The following is a 25,660-nucleotide window of genomic DNA, read 5'->3' as shown; positions in this document are numbered from 1 at the left end:
AATTTACCGGGTCCCTGAAACAGGCTCTTGCATGGCGACAGATTCTCGTATTCACTTTACTAAGTAACCAACTGGTTAGATAATAAGAAAAACGGACCGGATTCCATGTCGAAAATCAGAACCGCCGCGGAAGCTGTCAGCCTCATACAAAATGGGGCTACTATTGCGGTCAATTCATCCTCGGGGTTGCTGTGTCCAGATGCAGTGCTGGAGGCACTGGGCCAGCGTTACGCTGCAGAGGGTGCTCCCGCCAGCCTGACCACCATTCATCCCATTTGCGCAGGGGATATGTTTGGCACGAAGGGCGTGGATCACCTTGCGCAACCGGGGATGATCAGCCGTATTATTGGTGGGTCTTATCCCTCAGGCCCCAGCAATGCAGAGCCTCCGCTGATCTGGCAGCGTATCCTGAGTGAAGATCTGGCAGCCTATAATGTGCCATCGGGCGTCATCTTTGACATGCTGCGTGAAGGAGCCGCCTTAAGGCCGGGCGTGCTGACAAAGGTGGGCATGGATACTTTTGCCGACCCACGCCGGGAAGGCTGCGCCATGAACGAAACGGCACGGCAGCAGCCGGTGGTCCGGGTCATGCAGTTTGAAGGCGAAGAGTGGCTTTATTTCCCTGCGTTAAAGCCGGATGTGGCCATTATTCGCGCCAGCACCGCCGATGAGAAAGGAAATCTGACGTTCGAGCAGGAGGGGGCAACCCTGGGGGCCATGGAAATGGCACTTGCAGCGCACAACAATGGTGGTCTGGTTATTGCGCAGGTAAGGCGTGTTGCCGCGCAAGGAACCTTAAAGCCGCATGATGTGAAGGTCCCCGGCATTTTGGTGGATGTTGTGGTAGAGGCCCCGGACCAGTTGCAGACAACGGCAACTCTGTATGATCCGGCAATTTCCGGCGAAATTTTCCGTCCTCTTTCCAGTTTTGAAAGTCCCGCTTTTGGCCCCTCTAAGGTTATGGCGCGGCGTGTTGCGCAGGAGCTGAAAAAAGGCTGGGCCGTTAATATCGGTTTTGGCATTTCTGCGAATGTTCCGCGTATTTTGCTTGAAGAAGGGCAGCATGGAGCCGTCACCTGGGTGATTGAGCAGGGGGCTGTGGGGGGCGTGCCTCTGCTCGACTTCAAATTTGGATGTGCAAGCAACGCAGAAGCTTTTGTCGCATCGCCGCATCAGTTTTCTTATTTTCAGGCCGGTGGGTTTGACTGTTCCTTACTGTCATTTCTGGAAATAGGCGAAGATGGTTCTGTGAATGTCAGCCGTCTTGCAGCAACACCCCATCGGACGGCAGGAGCCGGAGGGTTTGTGGATATTACCAGTCGGGCAAAACGGATTATCTTCTCGGGAAATTTCAATGCTGGCGCAAAAATGCACATAGAGAATGGTCGGTTGGTCATCGACAAAGAAGGGAAGATTGCCAAAATTGTTCCCGAAGTTGCCCAGGTCAGTTTTTCAGGCCGTAAAGCGACAGAGAACGGGCAGGACATTACCTATGTCACCGAACGCTGCGTCCTCAGACTTCTGGATGGCAAGCTGACGGTTACAGAGGTTGCTCCGGGCATTGATGTCGAGAGAGATATTCTTTCCCAGGCTTCCGGCACGCTGCATGTGGCGTCCGACCTGAAGGAAATGGATGCCGCTCTTTTCAGAGACTCTCCAATGGGCCTGGCACTCTGATTCTATAAATATTCAGGAAAACCCTGTCGCGTTAGAAAATGCTGGTTTTATTTATCTCATAAGTAACTAATTGGTTATAAAACGAGGAGACGCTCATGTTCCTTAACGAAACACAAGAGGAAGTTCGCTCCACAACGCGTTCTTTTGTAAATGACGTTGTTCGCCCCGCAGCAGAAGCTCTCGACCGCGAAGAACGCTTTCCAGCTGAAATTTACGATGAGATGGGCAAGCTTGGCCTGTTTGGCATTGCTGTGCCGGAAGAACTAGGCGGACCCGGCTTTGATACGCTGACCTATGCCGTGGTGATGGAAGAACTCTCCCGCGGTTATGCCTGTGTGGCGGACCAGTGTGGGCTGGTGGAACTTATTTCCACTTTGCTTGTCAGGCATGGTACGCCGGAGCAGCGGAAAATGCTGCCTGATGTCATGGCTATGAAGCGAAAGGTCGCCTACTGCATTACCGAACCGGAAGCCGGAACGGATGTGTCTGGCATTCGCACAACCGCCGTCAGAGATGGGGACGGCTGGGTGCTGAATGGCGGCAAAATCTGGATCCATAACGCGCCCGTGGCAGATACAGGGTTTGTGCTGGCCCGCACGGATAAAGAAGCCGGTAATCGGGGAATGTCCATTTTTATCGTGGATCTGCACGCTAAAGGGGTGGAACGGGGGCCTAAGGAACACAAAATGGGCCAGCGTGCCAGCCAGGTGGGGGCACTGGATTTTCAGGATGTGCGCCTTGGCCCGGATGCCTTGCTGGGCGAGATGAACCGCGGCTTTCATATGATGCTGAGCGTGCTGGACAAAGGGCGCGTCGGCATTGCCGCTCTGGCAGTAGGAATAGCGCAAGCGGGGCTTGAAGCCGCTGTGGATTATGCTGGTACGCGCAAGCAGTTCTGCAAACATATCTCCGAATTTCAGGGTGTGCAGTGGCTGCTGGCGGACATGGCCAAGGACATCGAGGCAGCCCGTCTTCTGGTTTACTCTGCCGCTATGAAAATTGATCGCGGGCTGGATGCCACACGCGCCTGCTCTATGGCGAAGTGCTTTGCCGGGGATATTGCTGTTGCCCGCACGGCCGATGCTGTGCAGGTGTTTGGCGGCTCGGGCTATATTCGGGGCTTTGAGGTTGAACGCCTGTATCGGGATGCAAAAATCACCCAGATTTATGAAGGCACAAACCAGATTCAGCGCATGATTATTGCCCGTGAATTACTGCGGAAGGGTGCTTCTGCATGACACAGGTTGCGCTTGTCACCGGAGCTTCCAGAGGCATCGGGCTGGCGGTGGCTGAAGCTTTGGCAAAAGAGGGATTTTCTCTTGCCGTAAATGGGCTGGCTGATGATGACGAGCTGGCAGCAGCCGTTAGGCATCTTTCAGCCTTTGGGGTCGCTGTTATGCCACTTCCCTTTGATGTGACGAAACAGGAGTCCTATAAAGATATTTTTTCAAAAATCGAAGTGCAGCTCGGACCCGTTACCACATTGGTCAATAATGCTGGTGTGGGGGTGATGCAGCGCGGAGATCTGCTGGATGTTTCCCCTGAAAGCTGGGACCGCTGTTTGGCTGTGAATGCAAAGGCCGTTTTCTTTTTATCGCAAGCGTTTGCGCGTTACCTTCTTGCACGGCCGCGTTCGGCTGAGGTGTTTCATTCTATTGTCAACATCACCTCGTCCAATGCCGTTGCTGTGGCAACCGCACGCTCAGAATATTGCGCCTCCAAAGCCGCAGCGGCGATGGTGTCCAAAACTCTGGCTGTGCGGCTAGGAGCAGAAAATATCGCGGTTTACGATGTCCAGCCCGGACTGATTGCGACCGAGATGACGGCCCCAGTCATTGAGCACTATCGGAAACGGGCAGCGGATGGCCTGACGCTCTTCCCTCGTGTGGGCCAGCCCGCAGAGATAGGCCGCATTGTTGCCGCCCTGGCGGCGGGCAACCTCCCTTACACAACTGGCCAGGTTATTTCGGCTGATGCCGGAATGCTTGTGCCGCGATTTTGAGATCAGCCATGAAAATATTTCTTCCTGATAGCGAAGGGCTGAAAACAGCGTATCAACTGAGTGGCAAGACGGCTCCGCAGAGTGTCCTGCCAGCTGATCCAGCCCGTATTGTTTATTCTGCCGCGCATGTCACAGCAGACCCGTTCAGCGCATCGGCTCCGTCTGGTCGCGCCGCGATCGACTGGGAGGCCACATTGGCTTTCAGACGGTATCTGGACGGACTTGGGCTTGGCATTGCGGAAGCCATGGATACCGCGCAGCGTGGTATGGGGCTGGACTGGCCCAATGCCCTTGAGCTGATCAAGCGCACCAAGGAGGACTTGCCCCACGCACGGGTGGTCAATGGATGCGGGACGGACCATCTAGACCCGGACGATGCCCGTACACTGGATGACGTGATCCATGCGTATCTGGAGCAGGTGGAAGCTATTCAGCGCGTGGGGGCGCGCATTATTCTCATGGCGAGCCGGGCGCTTGTTCGCGTGGCAAAAAGCCCTGAGGATTATAAAAAGGTTTATGCCAAGGTTCTGGATGCCTGTGATGAACCTGTGGTTCTGCACTGGCTTGGGAGCGCTTTCGATCCGGCTTTAAAAGGCTATTGGGGTGCTTCAGATTTCAAGGATGCTCTGGAAATTGCTCTTGATATTATTGAACAGAATAAAAGCAAAGTGGATGGCATAAAAATTTCTCTTCTCGATAAAGAGAAGGAAATCCTCATGCGACGGCGTCTGCCTGCAGGCGTGAAAATGTACACTGGCGATGACTTTAACTATCCAGAACTTATTGCCGGCGATGATCAGGGCTATAGCCACGCCTTACTGGGTATCTTTGACCCGATTGCGCCTTTAGCGGCATCTGCTGTAAGCCGATTGGGGGAGGGAGATAAAGCGGGTTTCCATGCGCTGCTGGACCCGACGGTGCCTCTGGCCCGGCTTATGTTTCAGGCCCCGACCCAATACTACAAAACAGGCGTTGTCTTTCTGGCCTGGCTGAATGGCTTCCAGAAGCATTTCATTATGCTGAACGGGGCACAATCCATGCGTGCTCTACCGTATTTTACAGGTATTTTCCGTCATGCTGATGCGTGTGGGCTTCTGCGAGACCCTGACCTCGCCGTAGCGCGCATGCGTAATTTGTTAACTCTGTATGGAGTGGACTGAGCATGCGGGATTTTAGCCAGAATACGGCAGCTCTGGCTCTGAACACAGCAACACTGGGCCATAATATGCCCGGTGCCGGGGCTGGCTGGTCTCCTGAGCAGACGCTGGATGCCTGCGCACAGCGAGGGATTGGCGGCATTGTGTTCTGGCGGCCGGAAGTAGCAGGCAGGGCGGCAGCTATCGGGCAGTATGCCAGAGAGGCTGGCGTGAAAGTTGTGGGCCTGTGTCGCTCACCGTTTTTAACCGGGCCTTTGTCCCTTCAGAACCCCAAAGCCATTCAGGATGATTTTTACAAGGCGATTGATGAAACCGCCGCGCTGGATGGGGATGTGCTGACAATTGTAGTGGGGGGCGTGGAGGCAGGGACAAAAGGTATTCGGGAAAGCTTGAAATATGTCGCGGAACATGTGGCTTCTGTCAGTGACTATGCCGCACAATGTGGTGTCCGGCTTGCGCTGGAACCCTTGCATCCGATGTATGGTGGGGATCGCTCCTGCCTGACAACCACGCGGGATGCACTCGACCTGTGCGACCAGATTGCCGCTCCTAACCTCGGGGTGGCCATAGATGTTTATCATGTCTGGTGGGATACGGATCTGCCACGGCAACTCGATCGTGCCCAAGGGCGAATTTTTGGCTTCCATTTATGTGACTGGCTGGCACACACGACAGATTTTCTGCTTGACCGCGGGATGATGGGCGATGGGGTGGCGGACCTTAAAGGCCTGCGCGGCACAGTTGAAAAGGCTGGCTATTCCGGGTTCTGTGAAGTTGAAATTTTTTCTGCACAAAACTGGTGGAAGCGTGACCCGAATGATGTGCTGGACATCATGGTGGAACGCTTCCGTACAGTGTGCTGATGGCTGGAGACTGTTATGAAAATTCTCGTTCCAGTAAAACGTGTTGTTGATTACAATGTGAGGGTAAGAGTCCGGCCAGATGGCTCAGGCGTGGAACTCAGTAACGTCAAAATGTCCATGAATCCTTTTGATGAAATTGCGCTGGAAGAAGCCGTTCGTCTTAAGGAAAAGGGTGTGGCAACAGAGGTTGTGGTCGTTTCCATTGGTGTGCCTCAGGTAAAGGATACATTACGCACGGCTTTGGCTATGGGGGCGGACAGGACCATACTAGTGCATGCCACTGATGATGTTAATCAGGATATAGAGCCTCTGGCTATTGCTAAAATACTGGCAAAAATTGTTGATGCCGAAAAACCTCAGCTGGTGATTGCCGGAAAACAGGCGATCGACAATGATATGAATGCAACCGGCCAGATGCTGGCGGCGGCCTTGGGGTGGGGGCAGGGCACTTATGCCTCAGCAGTTGAGATCGATGAGGGTGCGGTGCTGGTCACCCGCGAGGTTGATGGCGGTCTGCAAACACTGCGCCTCAAACTTCCGGCAGTTGTGACAACGGACCTGCGCCTTAACCAGCCACGCTATGTTGCGTTGCCTGCCATTATGAAAGCCAGGAAAAAGACGATTGAAGAAATAGACCTTGCAGCACTTGGCGTGGATAGCGCGCCACGTCTGACAGTGCTGAGCACGGTGGAGCCGGCTAAAAGGCAGGCAGGTGTCAAGGTGCACTCTGTTGATGAACTGATCTCTAAACTGAAAAATGAAGCAGGAGTTCTGTGATGTCTGTTCTGCTTTTAGCTGAAGTGCACAACGGCCAGCTTTTGAAAGACATGCTGGCCCGGACTTTGACAGCCATTGCACCACTGGGGCAGGCCGATGTGCTTGTAACCGGCCAGAACTGTAAAGCAGCCGCCGAAGAGGCCAGTTGTCTAAAAGGTGTAGCAAAGGTTCTGATTGGTGATGATGCCACACTGGCACACGGTCAGGCAGAACCGCTGGCTGCGCTCATCCAGAGCCTTGGTGCATCTTACGATCATATTGCGGCAGGGGCGACGACATTTTCACGCAACATCTTGCCACGTGTCGCCATGGTGCTGGATGTAATGGTTCTGGCAGATGTAACGCATGTGCTGGATGCAGAGACATTCGAGAGGCCGGTATACGCGGGCAATGCGATACAAACAGTGCAGTCGCGGGACCGTGTGAAAGTTTTTACTGTGCGCACGGCAGCGTTTTCTCCATCCGGTATGAGGGAAGAAGGAACGGCCCCCGTCGAAAGCGTTCCTGTTCCTGCAGATCCAGCGTTGTCTGTATGGGTAGAGGATAAAACGATTGTTTCTGAAAGACCTGATCTGACATCAGCAAAAATTATTATCTCAGGAGGGCGGGGGCTTGGGTCTGAGGATAATTTCCATCAGATTACGCTTTTGGCCGATAAGTTGGGGGGCGCAGTAGGCGCCAGTCGTGCCGCTGTGGATGCAGGTTATGCGCCTAATGACTGGCAGGTGGGGCAGACAGGTAAAATTGTAGCACCAGAGCTTTATATTGCTGTTGGAATTTCCGGAGCCATTCAGCATCTGGCCGGGATAAAAGACTCCAGAGTGATTGTTGCAATCAATAAGGATGAAGAAGCGCCTATTTTTCAGGTGGCCGATTATGGACTTGTGGGAGATTTGTTCACATTGCTACCTGAGTTGACGGGTAAGGTAGGATAGAGAGTTTATCGTCTGATAAACGGGTTTTAATAAAATGTTTTCTTTCTAAAAAATTTGCAAATGAAAGTGAAGGTGATTGACGAGCTTTCTATAACGCTCTATCCAGTTACTTAATGGCTGGGACTGTAAACTACACTCAGCCTATGCAGATCCAAAGCTGGTAAACAAAAAAAAGAAAGATAGCCAGATGACTGTAAGCAGACAAAACATCCAAGTGGTGGGGACCGCCTGAAACGCACAGACCGTTTGGTTGGATAACCCAAAAAGGCTGAAACGGCCTTTTTTCAGAAATAACGCAAAGATATACATGCAGGCCTGAGGAAGACTGTCTGGCCTGCATGTGTCGCTGCGCTCTTGATTGGTGTTCGTTATGAAGACCATCTTTGCACCTAAAGCGGCGTGTATGCTGCTTTTAACACTGCTACAAATAACTATTGCATCCTGGGCTTTTGCGCAGGCGCCATCTGTGGATCATGGTAGTCCCAGCAAAAAATCCGAGACAGTAACGGTCAAGCCTGCTTCTAAAAGCTTTTGGGATAACAGCCGCCTTCCTGCTTTTTTGCAGGATGACGTATCAGCTTCAACCCGACAGAAAGAGCAGACAGGTATGGCTGCCAGTCCATTGGGATCTGCCTGGCCTGAAGTCCGGGTTGTTCCAAAAGACGACCGTATTCTGGGCACCTTGGGCGGCCTGCGTACGAAAATGGAACAACATGGTCTTGCTTTTACCTTGACCTACCTGACCGAAACTCTGGGAGACGTTGCTGGGGGCAGAAAACGGGGCGTGACATATACCCATCAGGTTGTCATGGGAACAGACCTAGATTTTGAGAAAATGTTAGGGTGGAAAGGAGCCTCTTTCCACATGCTTGGCATACAACGCGCTGGCCGCAATGTCGCGACAGATTATATGGGCGTAACGCCTCTGACGCAGCCGCAGGAAGATTACGGGGCAGGGGGCAATGTTCTGTATAAGCTTGTCTATATGTATATGGAGCAGTCACTCTTTGACAAAAAACTGCTCATTGATTTTGGGCGGATGCCAGCCAACATGAAGTTCGGAACGTCCTACCTCGGTTGTTATGCCCTGAATATGATTACCTGTGCCCACCCATCCGGGCTCTCTAATGTGACAAAATGGCGTTCATGGCCTTTTTCACAATGGGGCATTATGGCCCGCGTCAATCCGGGGAAGCGTTTATATGCGCAAGCAGGCTTTTATGAAGTCTCTCCCACGGAAGGTGGCCGGGCCGGGTTCAATTTCTCTTTTGCACAAAATGGCTTTGTTATTCCTGTAGAAATTGGATGGGAGCCTTCTTTTGGACGTGAAAAATTGACCGGGCATTATAAAGCTGGAGGATATATCGATACCTCAGACCATCCGGATCCCTTTACATCCACAGATGGCAGACCCAGGCTGGTGTCCCATTTGCCGGGGAAAACCGAACGACAAAGGGGTGCCTGGTACATTGGTGCAGACCAGATGGTGTATCGCTACGGTCCGGCTGCAAATCAGGGCATTCTGCTTTACGGTCTGGCAGGATGGAATATGGGAGCATCCCTCCCTAACCAGAGCCAGTATACGCTTGGGATTATCTCACAGGGTATGTTCCCCGGCAGAATAACGGATGCCATATCATTTTTCTGGACCCGGCAGACAGTGAACAGAAAAATTACGCGCCAGCAGGAAATGCAGGCAGATATGGGCATGCCTCTCCTCAATGGGGTTGCGGCACCGCAGTCTGATTTTCAGGTTCTTGAACTGACTTACACAGCGTTTATTGCACGAGGGATCAAGCTTTTGCCAGACCTGCAATATATTATTAATCCTGATGCGAACAAAGTTTATCCTAATGCGTTACTTTCTGGATTTCGGTTTGTCGCACAGTTCTAGAATGCGCCTGCCTTAATACTTACGCGCGAGAAGTCTGTGCAAGCACTCAGACATTTTGCATCTCCTACAAGAAGAAAAACCGGAGGTCGTGATGGTTGGTAAATATCGCTGGATAATATGCGGACTTCTTTTTGCGGCAACAACGATTAACTATGTGGACCGTCAGGTTCTCAGTTTGCTCAAACCGCTTCTGGAACAGAAATTCAACTGGAGCGAAAAAGATTACAGTTATCTGGTTATTGTTTTTCAGGCTTGCTACGCAGTGGGTTTTGTATCCTTTGGAAAATTGATTGACAAAATTGGCACACGACTGGGCTATGCCTTCTGTATGTTTATATGGAGCATTGCATCAATCAGCCACGCTTTTGTAGGGGGAACGGCAACTTTCGCGGCAGTGCGTGGTCTGCTTGGGTTTGGAGAGTCCGGGAATTTTCCATCGGCTCTGAAGGCTGTCTCGGAGTGGTTCCCTTCTGTGGAACGTTCTTTGGCTGTTGGAATTGTCACAGCAGGAACAAGTATTGGTGCCATCATGGCGCCAGCCACAGTGCCATGGCTTGCGGTTAAATATGGATGGCAGGCGGCTTTTATTATTACGGGCCTTTCGGGCTTTGTCTGGTTGCTCATCTGGCTACGTATTTACCGCCTGCCGGAGGAAACAGCACGCCTGTCACCTAAGGAGCGAGACTATATTGCTCACGATTCAGGTGTTGCCGAAATGCCGGAATTTAAAGGACGTTGGATTGATCTTCTGAAATTGAAAGAGACATGGGCCTTTGCTCTTGGCAAATTCATGACAGATCCAATCTGGTTTTTTATTCTTTTCTGGTTGCCTTCTTATTTTTCTGACAGATACCATCTTGACCTCCAGCATCTTGGATTTCCGCTGATGGCTGTTTATTGCTCGACATCTGTCGGGAGCGTGGGCGGGGGCTGGATTTCTTCTTTTCTGATTGGCCGTGGCTGGAAAGTTGCAAATGCACGGCGCTTTACCATGTTGATGATGGCGCTGCTGGTTATCCCTCTGTGTTTTTCAGCGCAGGTTGGGACCATGTGGGGGATGGTTGGCCTGCTGAGCGTTGCTGCCGCTGCGCATCAGGGTTGGTCAGCTAATATCTATTCTATGCCTGCTGACTATTTTTCCAAGAGCATGATCGCATCAGTGCAGGGGATTGGAGGAATGGCTGGTTCTATAGGAGGAATGCTTTTCCCTGTATTTATTGGAATTATTCTCGATCACTACAGGTCTATAAATAACATTAATACAGGGTATTATGTTTTGTTTATTGTTTGCGGCAGTGCTTATATGCTCGCATGGTTGCTTATTCAGGTATTAACCCGGCGGAAATCTGTTTCTGTGTAGAAGCGTTGGGGCTTGGCCGGTATTTTCGTGCGACTGATAGAGAGCCTGCTGGTCGAAAGGTAAGAGGCATTGTTACAAAGCAGGATAATTAAAGGAATAGCTCTCAGGATTTTTATATAACCTCGAGACGCAAAAGAACTAGGAAACCTGTGAAAAACATTGTGGCAAAAGCTGGCGTGTCAGGTTTTTCATGGGCTTCCGTCAAAAGCTCCTCTATTACAAGATAGAGGAAGGCAATCATGCAGCAGGTGAGAAGTAGAACTTCAAATGTCAGGCGCTATGAGAGCTTCCGCTTAGTGTCGTTGCAAGTATAAGGATTTATTGCAGAGTTAGGATTTCTAGCCTCATGGGCGTGTTCTGTGTAGGCATATCCAGTCATTATGAGCCACTGCTCCCATCTCTGCCAAGGTCGCATTCAAATCTGCCTGAATGCGCTTTCCCCCGATTTCTGCAACGGGTGAGGGTGCCAGTTTTGTCTGACGCGAGATATTTCGGCACGTCCTTATTCTTTCCCTTGAAAACATACCGTCCAGACGGTATGTGAGTTTTCATGAACAGGAAACCAAAGCGCGTCAACAAACCCGATGTAGTGAAAAACGATCTGCTTAATGCAGCAGGGCGGATACTCGTCACGAATGGTATTCAGGCTTTTACACTCGAACTGGTGGCAAAAGAGGCAAACGTCAGTAAAGGCGGCTTGCTGCACCATTTTCCAAACAAAAAAGCCCTGCTTGACGGTCTGTTTATGCGTGAGATGGATCTGTTTAAGCAGGAAATTCTGGCGTCGATGCAGAAGGATCCTATCGAGTTTGGCCGTGCTGCGCGGGCTTATATTGGGCTCAATCAGGTTGGTACTCATGAGACGCCCGTCATCATTCGCCATCTGCTGGCGGCTATGTTGATTGACCCACAGCTCAGTCAGGAATGGATACAGCATTACTGGAGCGTTATCCGGTCTGTTGGCCTGTTTGATGGTATGACGCCAGCGCTGTTGCTCGCCTGTATGGCTGCTGATGGTCTTTCTCTCTGGGATATTCTGGAAGCTGATATTCTGGACCAGAACACCCGGGACAATCTCCAGAACCTGATGGCGCAGTTAACGCAGCCTCCGGAGAAAGCGCGCTAAAATGCGAGGATATTTCTTTATCTTCATGACGGTGCTTTCAGAGGTTGTGGCTACTGCAGCGCAAAAAGAAGCTCTGGATTTCACCAGAGTTCTTCCCACACTCGTCATGGTAGTAGGCTATATCTCATCCTTTATATTTCTTACTTTGTCTCTTCGCCTTGTTCCTATGGGCATTGTCTATGCAGGTTCGGCTGGTCTTTCTATTGTGTTAGCTAATCTTGCAGGGTGGATTTACTTCCGGGACCAGCTTAATGGGCATCAGGCCGCCGGAATACTTCTTGTTTTGGTAGGTATTTCGGTTATTGCGGCTCCGCAGTGAAAATAAATTCTGCCTTTACTTTCGGAAATCATCATGTCTTGTCGAACCTGTTCAGACATCCTGAAAAGGGTGCTGCCTTTGTTTGCGGCATCATGCCTTTTGGGCTGTAAGCCGACATCGTCGCCGGTAAAGCATGTGTCTCTTCCTGCTGTGCAGGTTCTTAAAGTGCAGGACGCATCTCCAGAGAAGGCAGTCTTTGTTGGGCATTATGAAGCAAGCAGAAGTATTCCTCTTGCTCCAACGCAGGCCGGGCGCCTTACAGCAGTCTCTGTTATCAGCGGCCAATATGTTCATCAGGGTGATGTTCTGGCTGTATTTGAAGACAGACTTCTGCTGGAGGTGGCAGCTCAGGCTCAGGGCGAGATTGATGCTGCCCGCGCCGAACTTAATCAGGCCGCAGCAACCTATAAAAGAAGTCGAGGACTGGACGCGATAGGGGGACTGTCCTCTGGAACGGTCGAGGAGCGTGCGTCTTCCTGGCGGCTGGCTCAAGGAAAATACAAATCAGCCCTTGCTGCTTTGGCACAGACTCAGATTCAGGTTGCTGAAACCAGAATTCGGGCTCCCGAAGATGGTCGGGTTATCAGCGTCACGGGCATTCCGGGTAGCCTTGTGGGGGCCGGGAGTGAAATCATTCGGATAGCCGCAGGGGTGCCTGAAGCTCACTTTAAGGTTCCTGCCTCCTCATCGTGGGCTGTTGGGGACGCGACTGAGGTGAGTGTACCTGCTAGCCTGAATGACCCATCCGTTCACGCCGTTATTAGAGAAATTGGCGCTGTTGATGAGGCAAGTCAGACGCAGGATGTGAAACTTCGGCTGGAGCATCCGCTTTCCGTGTCCGTCAACAGTCTCGTCACGGTTAGTCTTGCGCCGCATGAGGTGTCCCATGTGGCGCGGGTGCCGCTTACAGCTTTGGTTTCTGAAGACCAGACGCATGCACATCTTTGGGGTGTGACAGAAGGGCAGGAGCCCCATCTTGTTCTGCGGCGCGTACGGATTGCCGGGTTAAGAGGGGCAGATGCATTAGTTGAAGGGCTGACCACCAGCGAACGGATTGTCACCAATGGGGATGCGTCGTTCCATCAGGATCAGGCCGTTCAGTGTGTCAGTCAGGTGAGTGAACGCTGATGATGGAGCGTTTCAACGTCTCACGGTGGGCTGTCGGGTACCCAGCACTTGTCAGCTTCATGATGGCCTGTTTGTTTCTTGCCGGGGGATACGGGTTTTTCCATCTTGGCCGCGCAGAAGACCCGGCTTTTACCCTCAAAAATATGATCGTTTCAGTACAGTGGCCGGGGGCAAGTGCTCAGCAAATGCAAAGGCAAGTTGCCGAGCCGCTTGAACAGGGCCTGCGTGATGTTGAAGCCATAGATATTCTCAGCACCTATTGTATTCCGGCAGCTTGTGTAACGCAGGTTTTTCTCAAGGACGATGAGAGAAAGGAACGTGTTCCGGGTATCTGGCAGAAGATCCGTAACAAGTTATCTGATCTTGGTCCCAGCTTACCGTCCGGAGTAGCTCTTGCGGCTAATGATGATTATGCGGATGTCTATGGGTACGTGTTTGCGCTAACTGGTGGAGAAAACGCTGAACTTATAAAGACATCTGAATATTTGAAGAAGATTTTTCAGACCGTTCATGGCGTGGGTAAAGTCCAGATTAGCGGTGAAATTCCTCAGCAGATTACTGTCGATATTGATCCGCAACAGAGTGCCGCGAGAGGCATAAGTCTCGATCAGATCGCCAGATCGTTGCAGAGCCGATCAGGGCTCGCTTCTGGTGGTGCGGTGGATTTTACGACCGTTGTTCCCCTGAATGTTTCCGGAGCCCTTGATGGCGTCCGATCGGTGGAAAATACGCCGATAGCAGGCCATTCCGGCACTGTGCGCGTCAGAGATATTGCGCAGGTCAGTCGTGACTACGCAGATCCTGCGCCTTCGCTAATCCGCTATGGCGGGAAGCCCGCGGTTGTCATTGCGGTCGCAATGGCTGACGGCGCAGATGGGCTTACGTTGGGCAAGGCGCTTCAAAAGGCAGCCGCGTCGGCAGAACTTCCCGCAGGTATGAAGCTGACGCAAGTTGAGGACCAGAGCAGCGTGATCCGGGAAGCGGTGAATACGTTTCTGATCAAGTTTGTGGTGGCTCTGAGTGTTGTTCTTCTGGTGGCTTTTGTCAGTCTGGGCTGGAAAGCCGGGATTATTGTGGCCTGTTCCGTCCCGCTGACGCTGGCTGGCGTCAGTCTCTATATGGGTATGGAGCATATCGGGCTGGACCGTATTTCTCTTGGAGCGCTCATCCTCTCGCTCGGGCTTTTGGTGGATGATGCCATCATCAGTATTGAAGCGATGGTAGTGCAGCTGGAACAGGGGCGTAGCCGGGAAGAAGCTGCATCCTTCGCGTGGAGCCACACGGCTTTCCCGATGCTGACAGGCACAGTTCTGACGGTTCTCAGCTTTCTGCCGGTTGGTCTGGCTCAGTCGACAACTGGTGAATATGCCGGCGAGATTTTCTGGGTCAGTGGTGCAGCACTACTCTTCAGCTGGATTGTCGCGGTGGTCTTCATCCCTTTTCTGGGTGTTCATCTTCTGCCTGAGCCGAAAAAACATAGGTCGGTCTCTTATGAGCATGGTGTCACGACCATGCTGCGCCTCATCCTTGGGACCAGCCTGCGGTACAAGAAAGCTGTAGCAGGGGGCACTGTCCTGCTGCTGATATTGGCGTGTGTTGGATTTGTGTTTGTTGACCAGCAGTTTTTCCCGCAGTCGGATCGTCCGGAAGTCATTGTGGACGTGGCGATGCCACCCGGGACGGCTCCGGGGGAAACCGATGGGACGGTTCGTATTTTGGAAAAGCGGCTTGCTGGGAGCACTGCGCTACGGCACATGGAAGCGCATATTGGGGATGGCGCCCCGCGCTTTTATCTTCCTTATGCCCCGGCCACGCCGAGTGCTGCGCACGCCATACTCCTTCTGGTCGCACAGGACCTGACGGCGCGAGAAGATCTCATCCACCAGATTGAAGCGATGTCTCTTCCCGTAGGCGTTCACCTGCATGTCCAGCGCTTGTCTCTGGGGCCAACTGCGGATTTTCCGGTGCAGTATCGCATTATAGGCCCGGCCCCCGAAACGCTGCGCTCAGTTGCTCAGGAGGTTAACGCGATTTTGCGGGATACCGAAGGCACTGTCTCTGTGCAGGCAGATTGGGGAAACCGGACACCGACCCTGACTTTTGAAGCCGAGCCGGAAAAACTGGCGTATTTTCAGACAGACCGCGCCAGCGTTGCTGCACAGTTTCAGGCTGCCATTTCCGGAGAGGTTGCTGGTGATATTCCCGATGGGCACCATCACATTCCGGTCCTGGTACGCGCCTCCCGTGCTGTGCGTTCTGATCCCGGTTTGTGGGAAAATCTGCCTATTGTAACGGGAGCCGCAGTTGTGCCGCTCAGTCAGATTGGAACCGTACGGGTAGCGACGGACTTTCCGATCCTCTGGCAGAGAAATGGTGAACTTTGCATGACCGTTCAGTCAGGCGTTGCTACGGGCCTCCAGCCAGCGACAGTGGTGCAGCGTGCAACGCCAGCAATAGAAACTCTGCGTAAGAGACTCCCGGCAGGCTACAGACTTGAAACGGGGGGAGACGTAGAGCTTTCCTCAACGGCCGATAGCGCGATTTTCGCGTTTCTTCCCCTAACAGGCGGCCTGATGCTTCTGGTTCTGATGATCCAGTTGCAAAGCTTCAGCCGTTCTCTGCTTGTGCTGTTTTCAGCTCCCCTTGGTCTGATTGGGATGGTATGTGGCCTGCTGATGACAGGCGCTCCATTTGGCTTTGTGGCGTTGCTGGGGCTCATTGCGCTCGCTGGCATGATTATGCGCAATACAATCCTGCTGGTTGACCAGATCCAGTTCAATCATAGCAATAATATGTCCCTGCATGACGCTATTATTGATGCGACCTTAACACGCACACGTCCTGTCTGCCTGACGGCTGTGGCTGCTGTTCTGGCGTTTATTCCCCTGAGCTTCAATGTGTTCTGGGGACCAATGGCTATTGTCATGATTGGCGGTCTTGTTGGTGGAACAGTGCTGACACTGATCGCTGTCCCCGCGTTTTACGCTGTTTTGTTTGACCGTAATGTGCCGGTGCAGGGCGTATCTGCTCATGTCTGAAAAGCGCTTTCCTTCTTGCAGAATTTGCATCCTCCTGTTTCCTGCGTTGTTCGCGGTGGCGGGATGCACCATGGGGCCAGATTTTGTGCGCCCCAAACCACCTCTGCCGGATCATTGGCAAAATGCTGTGACGACAGCTGCGCCGCAGCCATCCTCTGCGCCATGGTGGGCTGCTTTCAACCATCCCGTGCTGAATAGCCTCATGCGGCGCGCGGAAAACGGAAATCTTGATATGGCGCTGGCCCGCGAACGGATCAGATCTGCCAGAATACAACGGCGCGCTGCATCGGCTGAAAGCCTGCCATCCCTGAATGGACAGGCGTCCTACACGCATGAGCGTCTTGGAACAGCGGGGGTAGGGCAGGTTTTGCAGCCTCTTCTGGGTCTTTCTCCAGAAGCGGGGTTACATGAACCTGAGGGGGTCTCTTATACAAATTACAGTATCGGTGCAGTTGCGTCATGGGAGCTTGATCTTTGGGGCCGGCAGCGCCGTCTGCAGGAAGCGGCAAAGGCAGAACTCTCTGCTGTGCGGGCCGATATGGAGGCCATGCATCTTTCGACACAGGCTGAACTGGCAAGAACCTATTTCCAATGGCTGTGGGTTTCAGATCGCCTGAACAGAGCAGACAAAGCGCTGGACCGTGCGAAGCAACTTCTCGCCATAGCGGAGGCGGTTCAGGCACGCGGTCTTCTTGCGAGTGTTGATCTGGAAAAGCAGCAAAGTCTCTACCAGACGGGTCTCGGTGAAAAAGAGGAGCTTGCCGCGCAGCAGGCCGCCCTGCATCGGGCTCTGGCGGTGCTTGCCGCAGGGCGGCCTGATGCAGAAATGCCCGAACTGGCGAAGCCCGCAAGCCTTCTTGATGTAAAAATTCCAGAGGTTTCTACTGGCATTCCATCGGATATGGCCAGAAAGCGCCCGGATATTCGGGCAGCAGAAGCCCGTCTGCATGCTGCTACAGCGACGATTGGCATGGCACAGGCTGATTTCTACCCACAGATTACTTTAACCGGGCAGATTAGCCTTGATGCCCTGACTGTTGCTGAACTGGGGTGGAATGCACGCAATACCTCTTTTGGCCCCACGCTTTCACTCCCGATTTTTAATGGGGGGCGACTGTCTCGCCAGCTTGAACTCCGCCATTCTGAGCAACGGAGTGCAGGCCTGTCGTATCAAAGCGTTGTTTTGAATGCGTGGGTTGAAATTGAAAATCTTTTATCTCGGGGAAACGTATTTAGATCACAGTATCAGAGACAGTTTTCTCTTTTTGATCGTGAAAAAACACGCATGGCTATTCTTCAGAAACGTTACCAGCATGGTGATATTTCACAAAAAGAGCTGCTGACTGCCTCTCTCTCTGAAAATGAGAGCGCAGCAAATCTGGCCCGGACACATGCAGAGCTGCTGACCAATGTTGTCGACCTCAAAACAGCCGTAGGGGATTAGGGCATGCAGGCAAAGGAGCTAATGGCAGTTCTACGATTGGATCATTTGCTGCCTAAAGACAGAATGCAATTAAGCCAGGTTTCATCATTTTTTTAGGTCTGCTGGGGTAATTTACCATAGCGGGAAGGGGGAGATACCGGACGACCGCCTTTTTGTGGTGATCGCCCGGCATTTGTTATCTTGATGGTGTTTTCTCCAACAACTAACAGACCGCATCAAAGGTCTGCGCAGCTTTAATTACTGATAGGAGCTGATGACACACATTAGAAATTAAAGGACCCACGCACGTAATAGTAGCCCCCCATAAATCCGGAAGGAGAATATGTGGCGTATCGGTAAGAACCAGTTGGTGCTGCCGCAGCGCGGCTTACCTGTGTAGGATATTTGTTAAACAGGTTATTGGCGCCCACAGAAACATGCGCACGTTCTGTAATGCCAACATCTAGGTTAACATCGGTATTCCATTGCGGACGGACCTTGGTCCAGGTGGAAGATGGTTGTGACGGGCTGACGATAAACGTCACACTGCCATAACGCTGCTCCTGGATGCTTAGCGTATAACGCCCCTTGTGCCAGACCAGAGAAAGTGTTTCCCGGTTTTTGGGAGACGTATGCAGAAGATCGTTCTGAGAAAATTTATTGTAATAGTCCTGCCCGTATGCGGCCAGAATTTCTGGTGTCTTACGGTAACGGGAAATCTGCGTATCAGCGATATTAACGTTAACACCAAACTGCAAGCTATGGCCCTGGGGCAAGTTCAACAGATAGGTTGCGTTAACATCTCCACCATTGGTCACAGTATCAACGGGATTAGTGTAATATTGCACATAACGAACGCCGGAGATGCCGGCACTTTGCAGCAGTCCTTCAATAGACGCTCCCCCAAAGTTGGACGTGCTTTCCAGACGGTCATTAATACCAATGCGGTAGAGATTGGCCGTAATATGGAAATTATCAACCGGGGTTGCATCTATTCCTACGCTGTAACTCCGCGAATATTCACCCTTACGGCCCTCTGCCCCCAAAAGACGGGCAATCTGGCTGGTCGAAGACGCATAGGCAGACTGATACCCTGGGGTGGAGAAAACGGTGCTGTAATACAGCCCAGCCAGAGTGGGCGGCCGATATCCGGTATTGATATTGGCGCGAATGGCCCAGCGTTTGTTGAAATTGTAGCGCGTTCCGATAGAGCCTGTGAACGTTGTAATCGTATCAGAATAGTTGGTGGCATGCCCGCCTAGAGTCCATTCCCATTTTTTTGTGGCCCACAGATCCAGGTTGACGTGACCATCAAAAATATCACGGTAATGGTTTCCTGCTGCGGAAGGAGGGGTGCCGGAATAGGCAGAGGCACCGGGAGCCGCAGCCTTGCCTGCGTTAGGGCCGTCCAGAATAGCAACCCCGCCATTCCCCCAGGATTGCGTATCACCCTGAGCCATCTGGAAGGTATCGTGCCGGTATTCGCCGCCGAGTTCCACACCCAACGGCTTTGCCAAAATGGCGGAGGGAATATCGCGGGACATTTTGAAGCCCGCTGTCAGGTCAGACGCAATATTGGTACCGTTATAAAATTTTGTCTGACTGTTCAGGCCATAGGTTGGGCTGATGGTATCATAGGCGCCGTAGCGGAGCTGGTCGCGCCCATACAGCACATAGGCATCCCAGTTCCAGCCATGAAAATCCCGGCCACGGATACCGCCATTGACCTGAAAATCGTTTTCTTCCGTTGTCAGGTGGGGAGAAAACCCGTCGGGGAAAATTGCACGGACGTTTGCATCGTTATTGGCTGTGCGGAAAAAGCCGGGGGCATCCACATCCCGGTGGCTATAAGTCGTGGTGGTGTAGAGAGAAATTTTGTCGGTCAGCGGCAGAGAGCCGTTCGCGCTGAAGAGTTCAGACAAAGAACGACTAATGCCTTGAATACGGTTGACGTCATTCCCTATTTTCTGCTCGCGAGGGTCCAGAGAGCCATCCGGCAAGCTGAAATATTTCTGGCTTGTATTTAATCCGGAACGATTTGTTGGCTGCTGATGGGTTATCTGCGTCGCAAGGTCCAGAAAGCCTCCGTGGTGACCAAGCGCAAAATTATAATTACCATAGCCATCAATACCGACGCCATCTCCGGCATAATACCCACTATCCTGCAGGTTGATGGACCCTTTGCCCGGCGTGGATTTCAAAACGATATTAACCGCGCCGCCAATGGCTTCCTGCCCATAAAGCGCTGTTGCCCCATCCATGATGACTTCAACATGGTCGATCGCGCTGATGGGAATCAGGCTGATATCTGTGGGCTGAGACCCTGTGGCAGGCCCGGTGTTAAAGTTAAAGTTTGCGCCCAGATGCCGCCGCTTCCCATTCACCAGAACAAGAGTTTCATCTGGCCCCAGATTTCGGAGGATCATCAGGCGGGCTACGTTGTTTGAACCAATGCCGCCAGCAGGGGGAGAGTTAATGGCGGGGGTCATCTGTGCCAATGCCGCAATGACATTGGTTTGTCCGGTGGCCATAAGCTCCTTCGCGGTCACAACTTCAACATGCGTGGTACTGTGTCGCCGCGTGTTGTTCGAGAGTGCGCCAATACCAGTGGTTACAGCGCCTGAGACCAGAACAGATTCTGGTTCTGCGGTCTGTGTTTGTGTTGTGTTGCCAGTCGCAGCGTAAGCTGATCCCGCCAGATCCAGACTGGCAATAACACCAAGCGCAAAGTTTTTCTTTATCATGTGCCATACCAGAAAAAGGGGTGAATCGAATAATTTCCGATTATATGGAATGATTTCAAAACGACAAACAAAAACTCATTAAATTTAGTAAAATAATTATACAACTAAAAAATATAGTGGATAAAGAGAGGAAAGAAACCTCTTTGTATCAGCTGATCTTTTCAGGAAATTTCTCGGAGATTGAGCTGAAAAGCAGGTAGGTTGCGGCTATCAGGCCGATTGCAACACCGCTCATGACAAAAATAGCGGGCGCCATGGCTTTTCCGCTGATGCTGATAAGCCATGTGACAATCAGCTGCGAAAAACCACCGACGACTAAAACCACCATGTTATTCACGATAGCCAGCATGGTCGTGCGGGATGCAGGAGAGAGAATCTGCGTGATGAGCGTGCAGTAAGATCCGAGAAACATCCCGCTGACAAAAGAAAGACTGACCTGCATGATAATCAGGCGGGTAATGGAAGGGGAGGCCACAAGCCATGCATAAAGGGGCCAGAGGATAGCCAGATAGGTCGCAAGACTTGCAAAAATAATTAGTTTTTTGTTCAGAAAATCAGAAAGATAGCCGCTGAAAGGAACCACAATGAGCATGGATGCTGCGGCAGACATCTGGACAAGGTAAGAACCTGTAAGCGAGAGATGCAGAATTTTTGTCGCGTATGTCACGACATATCCGTAAATAATATAGAAAGAAACCGTGCTGGCAGTGACCAGCCCCATCCCCGTCAGAATTTCACGCCATTGAGTTGTCAGGCTGTTCATCATGCCTGGTGTTTGCGTAACCTTACGTTTCCCTGTTGCCGAGCCAGACATTTTAAGGCGAATGGTCAGGATGAGGGGGATAATGAAAAGGCCGAAAGCAAATGGCAGCCGCCAGGCCCAGGCATGCACCTGCTCTGGTGTGCACCATGTTGTCATCAGGTAACCAACGCTACCGCCAAGAACCTGCGCAATGATCTGGCCTGTAATCTGCCAGGATCCAAAAAAGCCTCTACGATTAGGAGGTGCAATCTCCACCAGAAATGTCGTGGATGTTGCAAACTCTCCTCCCACTGAAAATCCCTGCAACAGTCTCGCGATGGCAATCATGATCGCGCCAGTTACCCCGGCTTGTTCATAGGTAGGGGCGCAAGTAATAAGGGCCACGGCAACAGCCATCAGCCCCATACCGAGTGTCATTGCTTCCTGCCTGCTCCGGCGGTCTGCATACAACCCCAGGCAGATGCCACCTAGAGGGCGGGTAAAAAAGCCTACGCCGAACAGGGCGGTAGACATGAGAATGGCAGAGACACTTCCGGCAGACTTTGGGAAAAACAATGTGCTGATAATGGGAATCATGTACGAGAAAATGGTAAAATCGTACCATTCCAGCGCATTGCCGCCGATTGATCCGATAATGGCGGCCCAGCGTGTTCGGGCTGTGTGCGGTCTGTCCGTCATGTCGGTGTCTTTCAAAAACGCCGTTGAGGCAAATGCCATTCTCAGGGGGGTAAAATGGAATGACCCAGCGTATGCATAAGGCGGTTGGCCCAGCCAAAAATGCCAGTGGCGTAAATCAAATCGAAAATTTCCAGATCAGACAGACCATGGTCTCTGAGAAAGGCGACATCAGATGACGCAAATGCTCCGGGCGATTGGGTCAGTTTGACAGAAAAATCAAAAATCGGCTGCCAGTATTCGTCATTCAGGCAGGCTTCCGGGCCTTCTGTAAAAATGGTCTCCACCAGCTCTGGTCTCTTTGTCAGCTGGATAAAGCGCCGTGCATGGACTGAGGCGCAATACAGGCAGTGATTGATAATGGAGCAGCCCAGAGCACCCATTTCTCGTCCAGCGCGAGAAAGGCCGTCCCGCCCGTACATAATGGCGTTGAATAAGGGAGAGCGCACAGCGAGGCTTTCCGGGTCGTGCGCCAAAGTTAGTACATAGTCCGAAATTTTTGTATTAGAGGGCGTGATTTTCATCGCGTCCCGCTGCTCTTCAGTCGCGTCTTCCAGTCGCACTGGCTGGAGGTAGGGAATCCATTCCAGTGGTTCGGCGGTGAAAACAGCACTCTCGGAACCATTGGGAGGTTCCGCCTCGGCAGTCCCGGTAGGGGACAAAGTGCTAGCCATAGCCTGCATGCCCAAGGTGATGCGGGCCAGATAGCACACGCAGGCAATTAGCTCCGCCAGATGTACAATTTCCGCATCCGTGAGTCCGGCATTCCGGAGATTCAGAATATCGGCGCGGCTTGCGTCTTTTGGGTGCAGCGTGACCAGATCTGCATACTGCGTAAGGGCGGCCAGAAAAGTGTCCTGTTCCGGGGCTGGTTCTTCGAGGGCCATAGCCGTCAGGGAAGGGGGTGGCGCAAGCGTTTCCAATGCTTCCAGATAGACAGAGGCCAACGTCGGCGCGCAGGACTGGCGTGCCATGCGGGCTGCAAGCGCCGTGCGGATGCAGTGTGTAAGCCGACCCGGCCTTTGTGGAGAAACGACCGCAGCATTCGCCTGTGCGCTCATGCTCAGAATATCAGAGCGCATCGTCACGACTTCGGTCAGCTCATTTCTTTGAGCCTCGGTGCGCGCAGATGCCGCGATGGCAGACAGGAATGACGAGATATCCATGCAGAAGGGGGTCCATAGTCGTTTCTATTCCGCACGATATTGATCCGGATTACGCATGGCAAGAAGATTATCATTCGTTTTCTAAATTCTTTCTTGCTGCTCGTTTACTCCGCGCATACACTCCTGACTCATGAAAACTGATCTTCCGGATCTCAAGCAGCTTGAAGCCTTCTGCGCGGTGGTCGCCGTAGGCAGTCTGACAGGGGCGGCGCGTCTTCTGGATCGCTCGCAGCCCGCCATGACGCGCCTTATTCAGGATCTGGAAGCGTCACTCGGTTTTGCGCTGTTTCATCGTAATGGCCCCCGCATTGTGCCAACAGAGCAGGGGATGCAGTTTCATGTGGATGCCGAAAGGCTTCTGGCGAATGTCCGACGTCTGCATGAACGTGTGGAAGCCATTGCTCAAAATCAGGCAGCGTCTTTTGAAATTGCGGCCATTCCCGCGCTGGCGACTGGGTTAATCCCTTACGCTCTGGCGCAACTGCCTTCCGCTCTTCTGCCGGATGCAATTCATGTGCGATCAGTCAGCGCAGAACAGGTTGTGCAGTCCGTTATGGAACGTCGGGCAGACCTAGGGGCAGCGAGCTTTCCGGTTAGTCATCCGGAACTGGATGTGCTGTGGGTAGGGCAGTCCCGTTGTGTGGCTGTGCTGGATCGGGCTGATCCGCTGGTATCTTGCCCGGTAGTCAGGCTGGCAGACCTGGTTTCCCGCAGATTGATAACAATTGCCAATCCGTATCGCCTACGTAACCGCGTGGAAAAAGCATTTTTAAAAATCGGCACTTTCCCGAAGTCTATTATTGACACGAACACCAGTGTGACGGCTCTGGCGATGGTGCGGGCCCAGTTGGGAGTTGCCATTGTGGAGCCTGCTACAGCCTGTGGCCTGTTGTTGCAGGATACCGTGGTCAGGCCGCTGGATACCGCTATTCCTTTCTTTTTTGGCATTGTGAAGGCCTCCGGTCGCCCTCTGACGCCGGGGCTGGAGGCCGTGGTGGAGGCTTTGCGTAAGGCGTCCGCCGCACAGTTGCCAGACTTTGTGCTGCATGAGCGTGTCAGTGCTGAAATTACGGAAGAGGCCCTGCATGGTCTGGGTGGCCCTTCCTCATCCCCTTTGCCCGGAGACTGGCAGGTATGACGCTTTCCTCCCCCCCCGATGAATTACCCGGCGGCCTTGAAAAGCTTGAAGAGCGACTGAAGCAGGACCTTTCCTGGCTGGAATTGCCCGCAAAAACCTGGGTGCCGGAACGGTGTGTCGACAATCGCACTGTGCGCGATGTGGTGATTATTGGTGGCGGCATGGCAGGGCTGACAGCCTCCGGCATGCTGACGCGCTATGGGGTGCAAAACCATGTTGTGTATGACCGCGCTCCGGCCGGCCGTGAAGGGCCATGGGTGACATACGCCCGCATGGAAACCCTGCGTTCCCCCAAAACGCTGACCGGACCTTGCCTTGGTCTGCCCTCGCTGACCTTCCGCGCATGGTATGAATCCCGCTTTGGTGTGGATGCGTGGGTGGAACTGGGATTTATCCCGCGAGAAACCTGGATGGAGTATCTGCGCTGGTTTAGGAAAGTTCTTGATCTTCCTGTAGAAAATGAGACAGAGCTTCTCGATATTCGTTATCGGGGCGATGGTCTTCTGGACCTTCTCGTGCGCCAGCAGGGGCGGGAGGAGAGCGTTCTGGCGCGGCACCTCGTACTGGCAACAGGGCGCGATGGTCTGGGTGGCGGCTATATGCCGGAAATTTTTAAAGCCTTGCCGCCGGAGTTGCGTGCGCACTCGGAAGATACGATTAATTTTGAAGCACTGCGAGGGCGCAGGGTGACTGTTATCGGGGCCGGGGCCTCTGCAATGGATAATGCAGCCGCCGCCCTTGAGGCCGGAGCCAGCCGTGTGGATATGCTAATACGCCGGAAGGATATCCCGCGGATCAACAAGTTTACGGGCATTGGAAGTCAGGGGGTTGTTCACGGTTTTCAGGCGTTGCCTGATGCGTGGAAATGGCGTTTTCTGGATTATACCCTTGCGGCACAAACACCGCCGCCACGACCCAGCACGCTCCGTGTTTCGAAGCATCCTAATGCCTTTTTCCATCTCGGCTGCCCGGTAGATGCGGTTGCGGTGGAAGGTGATCATCTGCGCGTAACAACGCCGCGCGGTGTGTTTGAAACAGATTTCATTATTGCTGCGACAGGCTTTGCTGTTGATATTGGGCAAAGGCCGGAACTGAAATCAATCGCACCAAGCATTCGCTTCTGGAAAGATCGCTTTACGCCGGCACCGGAAGATAATCCTTCAGGCTCCCTGAACCCTGAACTGGAATTTTCACCGGATCTAGGGCCAGCTTTTGAGTTCCAGCCGAAAGAAGGCGTTGTTTGCCCGGCACTGGAAAAAATTCACTGTTTCTGCTTCCCGGCAACACTTTCTCATGGAAAGGTCAGTGGGGATATTCCGGCTATCAGCGACGGTGCAGACAGGTTAGCCAAAGGCATTGTCAGTAGTCTGTTTGTTGAAGACCGTGCTATACATTATCGCAATCTGGAGCAATTCAACACGCCAGAATTGCAGGGAGACGAGTGGCAGGATATTGGGTTCTGAGGTGCCGCGTTT

General features: G+C 52.6%; 19 protein-coding genes. 16 read left to right on the top strand and 3 right to left on the bottom strand.

Annotated elements, in window-relative coordinates; translation table 11 throughout:
• Window positions 1-105 precede the first annotated feature (105 nt).
• From AD930_RS14890 to AD930_RS14825, 14 genes are all read left to right on the top strand, one after another.
• Entirely contained in the window at window positions 106-1,677 is a 1,572-nt protein-coding gene (locus tag AD930_RS14890; protein WP_061506858.1) for an acyl CoA:acetate/3-ketoacid CoA transferase, read from the top strand.
• 95 nt (window positions 1,678-1,772) lie between these two features.
• Window positions 1,773-2,915: an acyl-CoA dehydrogenase family protein gene (locus AD930_RS14885; protein ID WP_061506857.1), complete on the top strand. Its 1,143-nt coding sequence runs from the start codon at window positions 1,773-1,775 to the stop codon at window positions 2,913-2,915.
• Window positions 2,912-3,679 carry a 3-ketoacyl-ACP reductase gene (locus AD930_RS14880; RefSeq protein WP_061506856.1) on the top strand — a complete coding sequence of 256 codons (768 nt, stop codon included), beginning with the start codon at window positions 2,912-2,914 and terminating at the stop codon, window positions 3,677-3,679. Before AD930_RS14885 ends, AD930_RS14880 begins: the two co-directional genes overlap by 4 nt.
• 8 nt (window positions 3,680-3,687) lie before the next feature.
• Window positions 3,688-4,839 (top strand): dihydrodipicolinate synthase family protein, encoded by a 1,152-nt coding sequence (locus AD930_RS14875; RefSeq protein ID WP_061506855.1) that lies wholly within the window; start codon window positions 3,688-3,690, stop codon window positions 4,837-4,839.
• Window positions 4,840-4,841: 2 nt separating this feature from the next.
• Window positions 4,842-5,699, top strand: a complete 858-nt coding sequence (locus tag AD930_RS14870; RefSeq protein WP_061506854.1) for a sugar phosphate isomerase/epimerase family protein — start codon at window positions 4,842-4,844, stop codon at window positions 5,697-5,699.
• Window positions 5,700-5,714: 15 nt separating this feature from the next.
• The gene (locus AD930_RS14865; RefSeq protein WP_061506853.1) at window positions 5,715-6,476 is read left to right on the top strand and encodes an electron transfer flavoprotein subunit beta/FixA family protein; all 762 of its coding nucleotides are present in this window, start codon (window positions 5,715-5,717) and stop codon (window positions 6,474-6,476) included.
• Window positions 6,476-7,411 (top strand): electron transfer flavoprotein subunit alpha/FixB family protein, encoded by a 936-nt coding sequence (locus tag AD930_RS14860; RefSeq protein ID WP_061506852.1) that lies wholly within the window; start codon window positions 6,476-6,478, stop codon window positions 7,409-7,411. Before AD930_RS14865 ends, AD930_RS14860 begins: the two co-directional genes overlap by 1 nt.
• 607 nt (window positions 7,412-8,018) lie before the next feature.
• A complete protein-coding gene (locus tag AD930_RS14855; protein WP_167375202.1) occupies window positions 8,019-9,305 on the top strand; it encodes a carbohydrate porin in 1,287 nt (428 codons plus the stop codon).
• Window positions 9,306-9,396: 91 nt separating this feature from the next.
• Window positions 9,397-10,665 (top strand): MFS transporter, encoded by a 1,269-nt coding sequence (locus tag AD930_RS14850; protein ID WP_061506850.1) that lies wholly within the window; start codon window positions 9,397-9,399, stop codon window positions 10,663-10,665.
• A 550-nt stretch (window positions 10,666-11,215) separates the two neighbouring features.
• Window positions 11,216-11,791: a TetR/AcrR family transcriptional regulator gene (locus AD930_RS14845; protein WP_061506849.1), complete on the top strand. Its 576-nt coding sequence runs from the start codon at window positions 11,216-11,218 to the stop codon at window positions 11,789-11,791.
• Between the two features lies 1 nt (window position 11,792).
• Window positions 11,793-12,110 (top strand): DMT family transporter, encoded by a 318-nt coding sequence (locus AD930_RS14840; RefSeq protein WP_061506848.1) that lies wholly within the window; start codon window positions 11,793-11,795, stop codon window positions 12,108-12,110.
• Between the two features lie 135 nt (window positions 12,111-12,245).
• Window positions 12,246-13,238 carry an efflux RND transporter periplasmic adaptor subunit gene (locus tag AD930_RS14835; protein WP_244150615.1) on the top strand — a complete coding sequence of 331 codons (993 nt, stop codon included), beginning with the start codon at window positions 12,246-12,248 and terminating at the stop codon, window positions 13,236-13,238.
• Window positions 13,238-16,276: an efflux RND transporter permease subunit gene (locus AD930_RS14830; RefSeq protein WP_082781918.1), complete on the top strand. Its 3,039-nt coding sequence runs from the start codon at window positions 13,238-13,240 to the stop codon at window positions 16,274-16,276. Before AD930_RS14835 ends, AD930_RS14830 begins: the two co-directional genes overlap by 1 nt.
• Window positions 16,242-17,720, top strand: coding sequence for an efflux transporter outer membrane subunit (locus tag AD930_RS14825; RefSeq protein WP_341843840.1), 1,479 nt, complete (start codon window positions 16,242-16,244; stop codon window positions 17,718-17,720). The genes AD930_RS14830 and AD930_RS14825 overlap by 35 nt, the downstream gene beginning before the upstream one ends.
• A gap of 263 nt (window positions 17,721-17,983) precedes the next feature.
• On the opposite strand, the gene AD930_RS14820 is transcribed toward AD930_RS14825, so the two are convergent.
• From AD930_RS14820 to AD930_RS18365, 3 genes are all read right to left on the bottom strand, one after another.
• Window positions 17,984-20,443: a TonB-dependent receptor plug domain-containing protein gene (locus AD930_RS14820; RefSeq protein ID WP_061506846.1), complete on the bottom strand. Its 2,460-nt coding sequence runs from the start codon at window positions 20,441-20,443 to the stop codon at window positions 17,984-17,986.
• Window positions 20,444-20,591: 148 nt separating this feature from the next.
• The gene (locus AD930_RS14815; RefSeq protein ID WP_082781942.1) at window positions 20,592-21,884 is read right to left on the bottom strand and encodes an MFS transporter; all 1,293 of its coding nucleotides are present in this window, start codon (window positions 21,882-21,884) and stop codon (window positions 20,592-20,594) included.
• 41 nt (window positions 21,885-21,925) lie between these two features.
• Entirely contained in the window at window positions 21,926-23,047 is a 1,122-nt protein-coding gene (locus tag AD930_RS18365) for a peroxidase-related enzyme (RefSeq protein ID WP_244150613.1), read from the bottom strand.
• Between the two features lie 130 nt (window positions 23,048-23,177).
• Between AD930_RS18365 and AD930_RS14805 the strand changes: the two genes are divergently transcribed.
• Both AD930_RS14805 and AD930_RS14800 read left to right on the top strand, forming a co-directional pair.
• Entirely contained in the window at window positions 23,178-24,185 is a 1,008-nt protein-coding gene (locus tag AD930_RS14805) for a LysR family transcriptional regulator (RefSeq protein ID WP_061506844.1), read from the top strand.
• Window positions 24,182-25,648: an NAD(P)-binding domain-containing protein gene (locus tag AD930_RS14800; RefSeq protein WP_061506843.1), complete on the top strand. Its 1,467-nt coding sequence runs from the start codon at window positions 24,182-24,184 to the stop codon at window positions 25,646-25,648. The genes AD930_RS14805 and AD930_RS14800 overlap by 4 nt, the downstream gene beginning before the upstream one ends.
• The last annotated feature ends 12 nt before the right edge of the window (window positions 25,649-25,660 follow it).

This window comes from Acetobacter malorum (assembly GCF_001580615.1).
In the GTDB taxonomy this organism is placed as follows: Bacteria; Pseudomonadota; Alphaproteobacteria; order Acetobacterales; family Acetobacteraceae; genus Acetobacter; species Acetobacter malorum.
This window is presented reverse-complemented; position numbering and strand designations above follow the sequence as displayed.

Coding starts and splice junctions, on each gene's coding strand:
- AD930_RS14890 (WP_061506858.1), top strand. CDS start 106: ATGTCGAAAATCAGAACCGCCGCGGAAGCTGTCAGCCTCATACAAAAT.
- AD930_RS14885 (WP_061506857.1), top strand. CDS start 1,773: ATGTTCCTTAACGAAACACAAGAGGAAGTTCGCTCCACAACGCGTTCT.
- AD930_RS14880 (WP_061506856.1), top strand. CDS start 2,912: ATGACACAGGTTGCGCTTGTCACCGGAGCTTCCAGAGGCATCGGGCTG.
- AD930_RS14875 (WP_061506855.1), top strand. CDS start 3,688: ATGAAAATATTTCTTCCTGATAGCGAAGGGCTGAAAACAGCGTATCAA.
- AD930_RS14870 (WP_061506854.1), top strand. CDS start 4,842: ATGCGGGATTTTAGCCAGAATACGGCAGCTCTGGCTCTGAACACAGCA.
- AD930_RS14865 (WP_061506853.1), top strand. CDS start 5,715: ATGAAAATTCTCGTTCCAGTAAAACGTGTTGTTGATTACAATGTGAGG.
- AD930_RS14860 (WP_061506852.1), top strand. CDS start 6,476: ATGTCTGTTCTGCTTTTAGCTGAAGTGCACAACGGCCAGCTTTTGAAA.
- AD930_RS14855 (WP_167375202.1), top strand. CDS start 8,019: ATGGCTGCCAGTCCATTGGGATCTGCCTGGCCTGAAGTCCGGGTTGTT.
- AD930_RS14850 (WP_061506850.1), top strand. CDS start 9,397: ATGGTTGGTAAATATCGCTGGATAATATGCGGACTTCTTTTTGCGGCA.
- AD930_RS14845 (WP_061506849.1), top strand. CDS start 11,216: ATGAACAGGAAACCAAAGCGCGTCAACAAACCCGATGTAGTGAAAAAC.
- AD930_RS14840 (WP_061506848.1), top strand. CDS start 11,793: ATGCGAGGATATTTCTTTATCTTCATGACGGTGCTTTCAGAGGTTGTG.
- AD930_RS14830 (WP_082781918.1), top strand. CDS start 13,238: ATGATGGAGCGTTTCAACGTCTCACGGTGGGCTGTCGGGTACCCAGCA.
- AD930_RS14825 (WP_341843840.1), top strand. CDS start 16,242: ATGTGCCGGTGCAGGGCGTATCTGCTCATGTCTGAAAAGCGCTTTCCT.
- AD930_RS14820 (WP_061506846.1), bottom strand. CDS start 20,443: ATGATAAAGAAAAACTTTGCGCTTGGTGTTATTGCCAGTCTGGATCTG.
- AD930_RS14815 (WP_082781942.1), bottom strand. CDS start 21,884: ATGACGGACAGACCGCACACAGCCCGAACACGCTGGGCCGCCATTATC.
- AD930_RS18365 (WP_244150613.1), bottom strand. CDS start 23,047: ATGGATATCTCGTCATTCCTGTCTGCCATCGCGGCATCTGCGCGCACC.
- AD930_RS14805 (WP_061506844.1), top strand. CDS start 23,178: ATGAAAACTGATCTTCCGGATCTCAAGCAGCTTGAAGCCTTCTGCGCG.
- AD930_RS14800 (WP_061506843.1), top strand. CDS start 24,182: ATGACGCTTTCCTCCCCCCCCGATGAATTACCCGGCGGCCTTGAAAAG.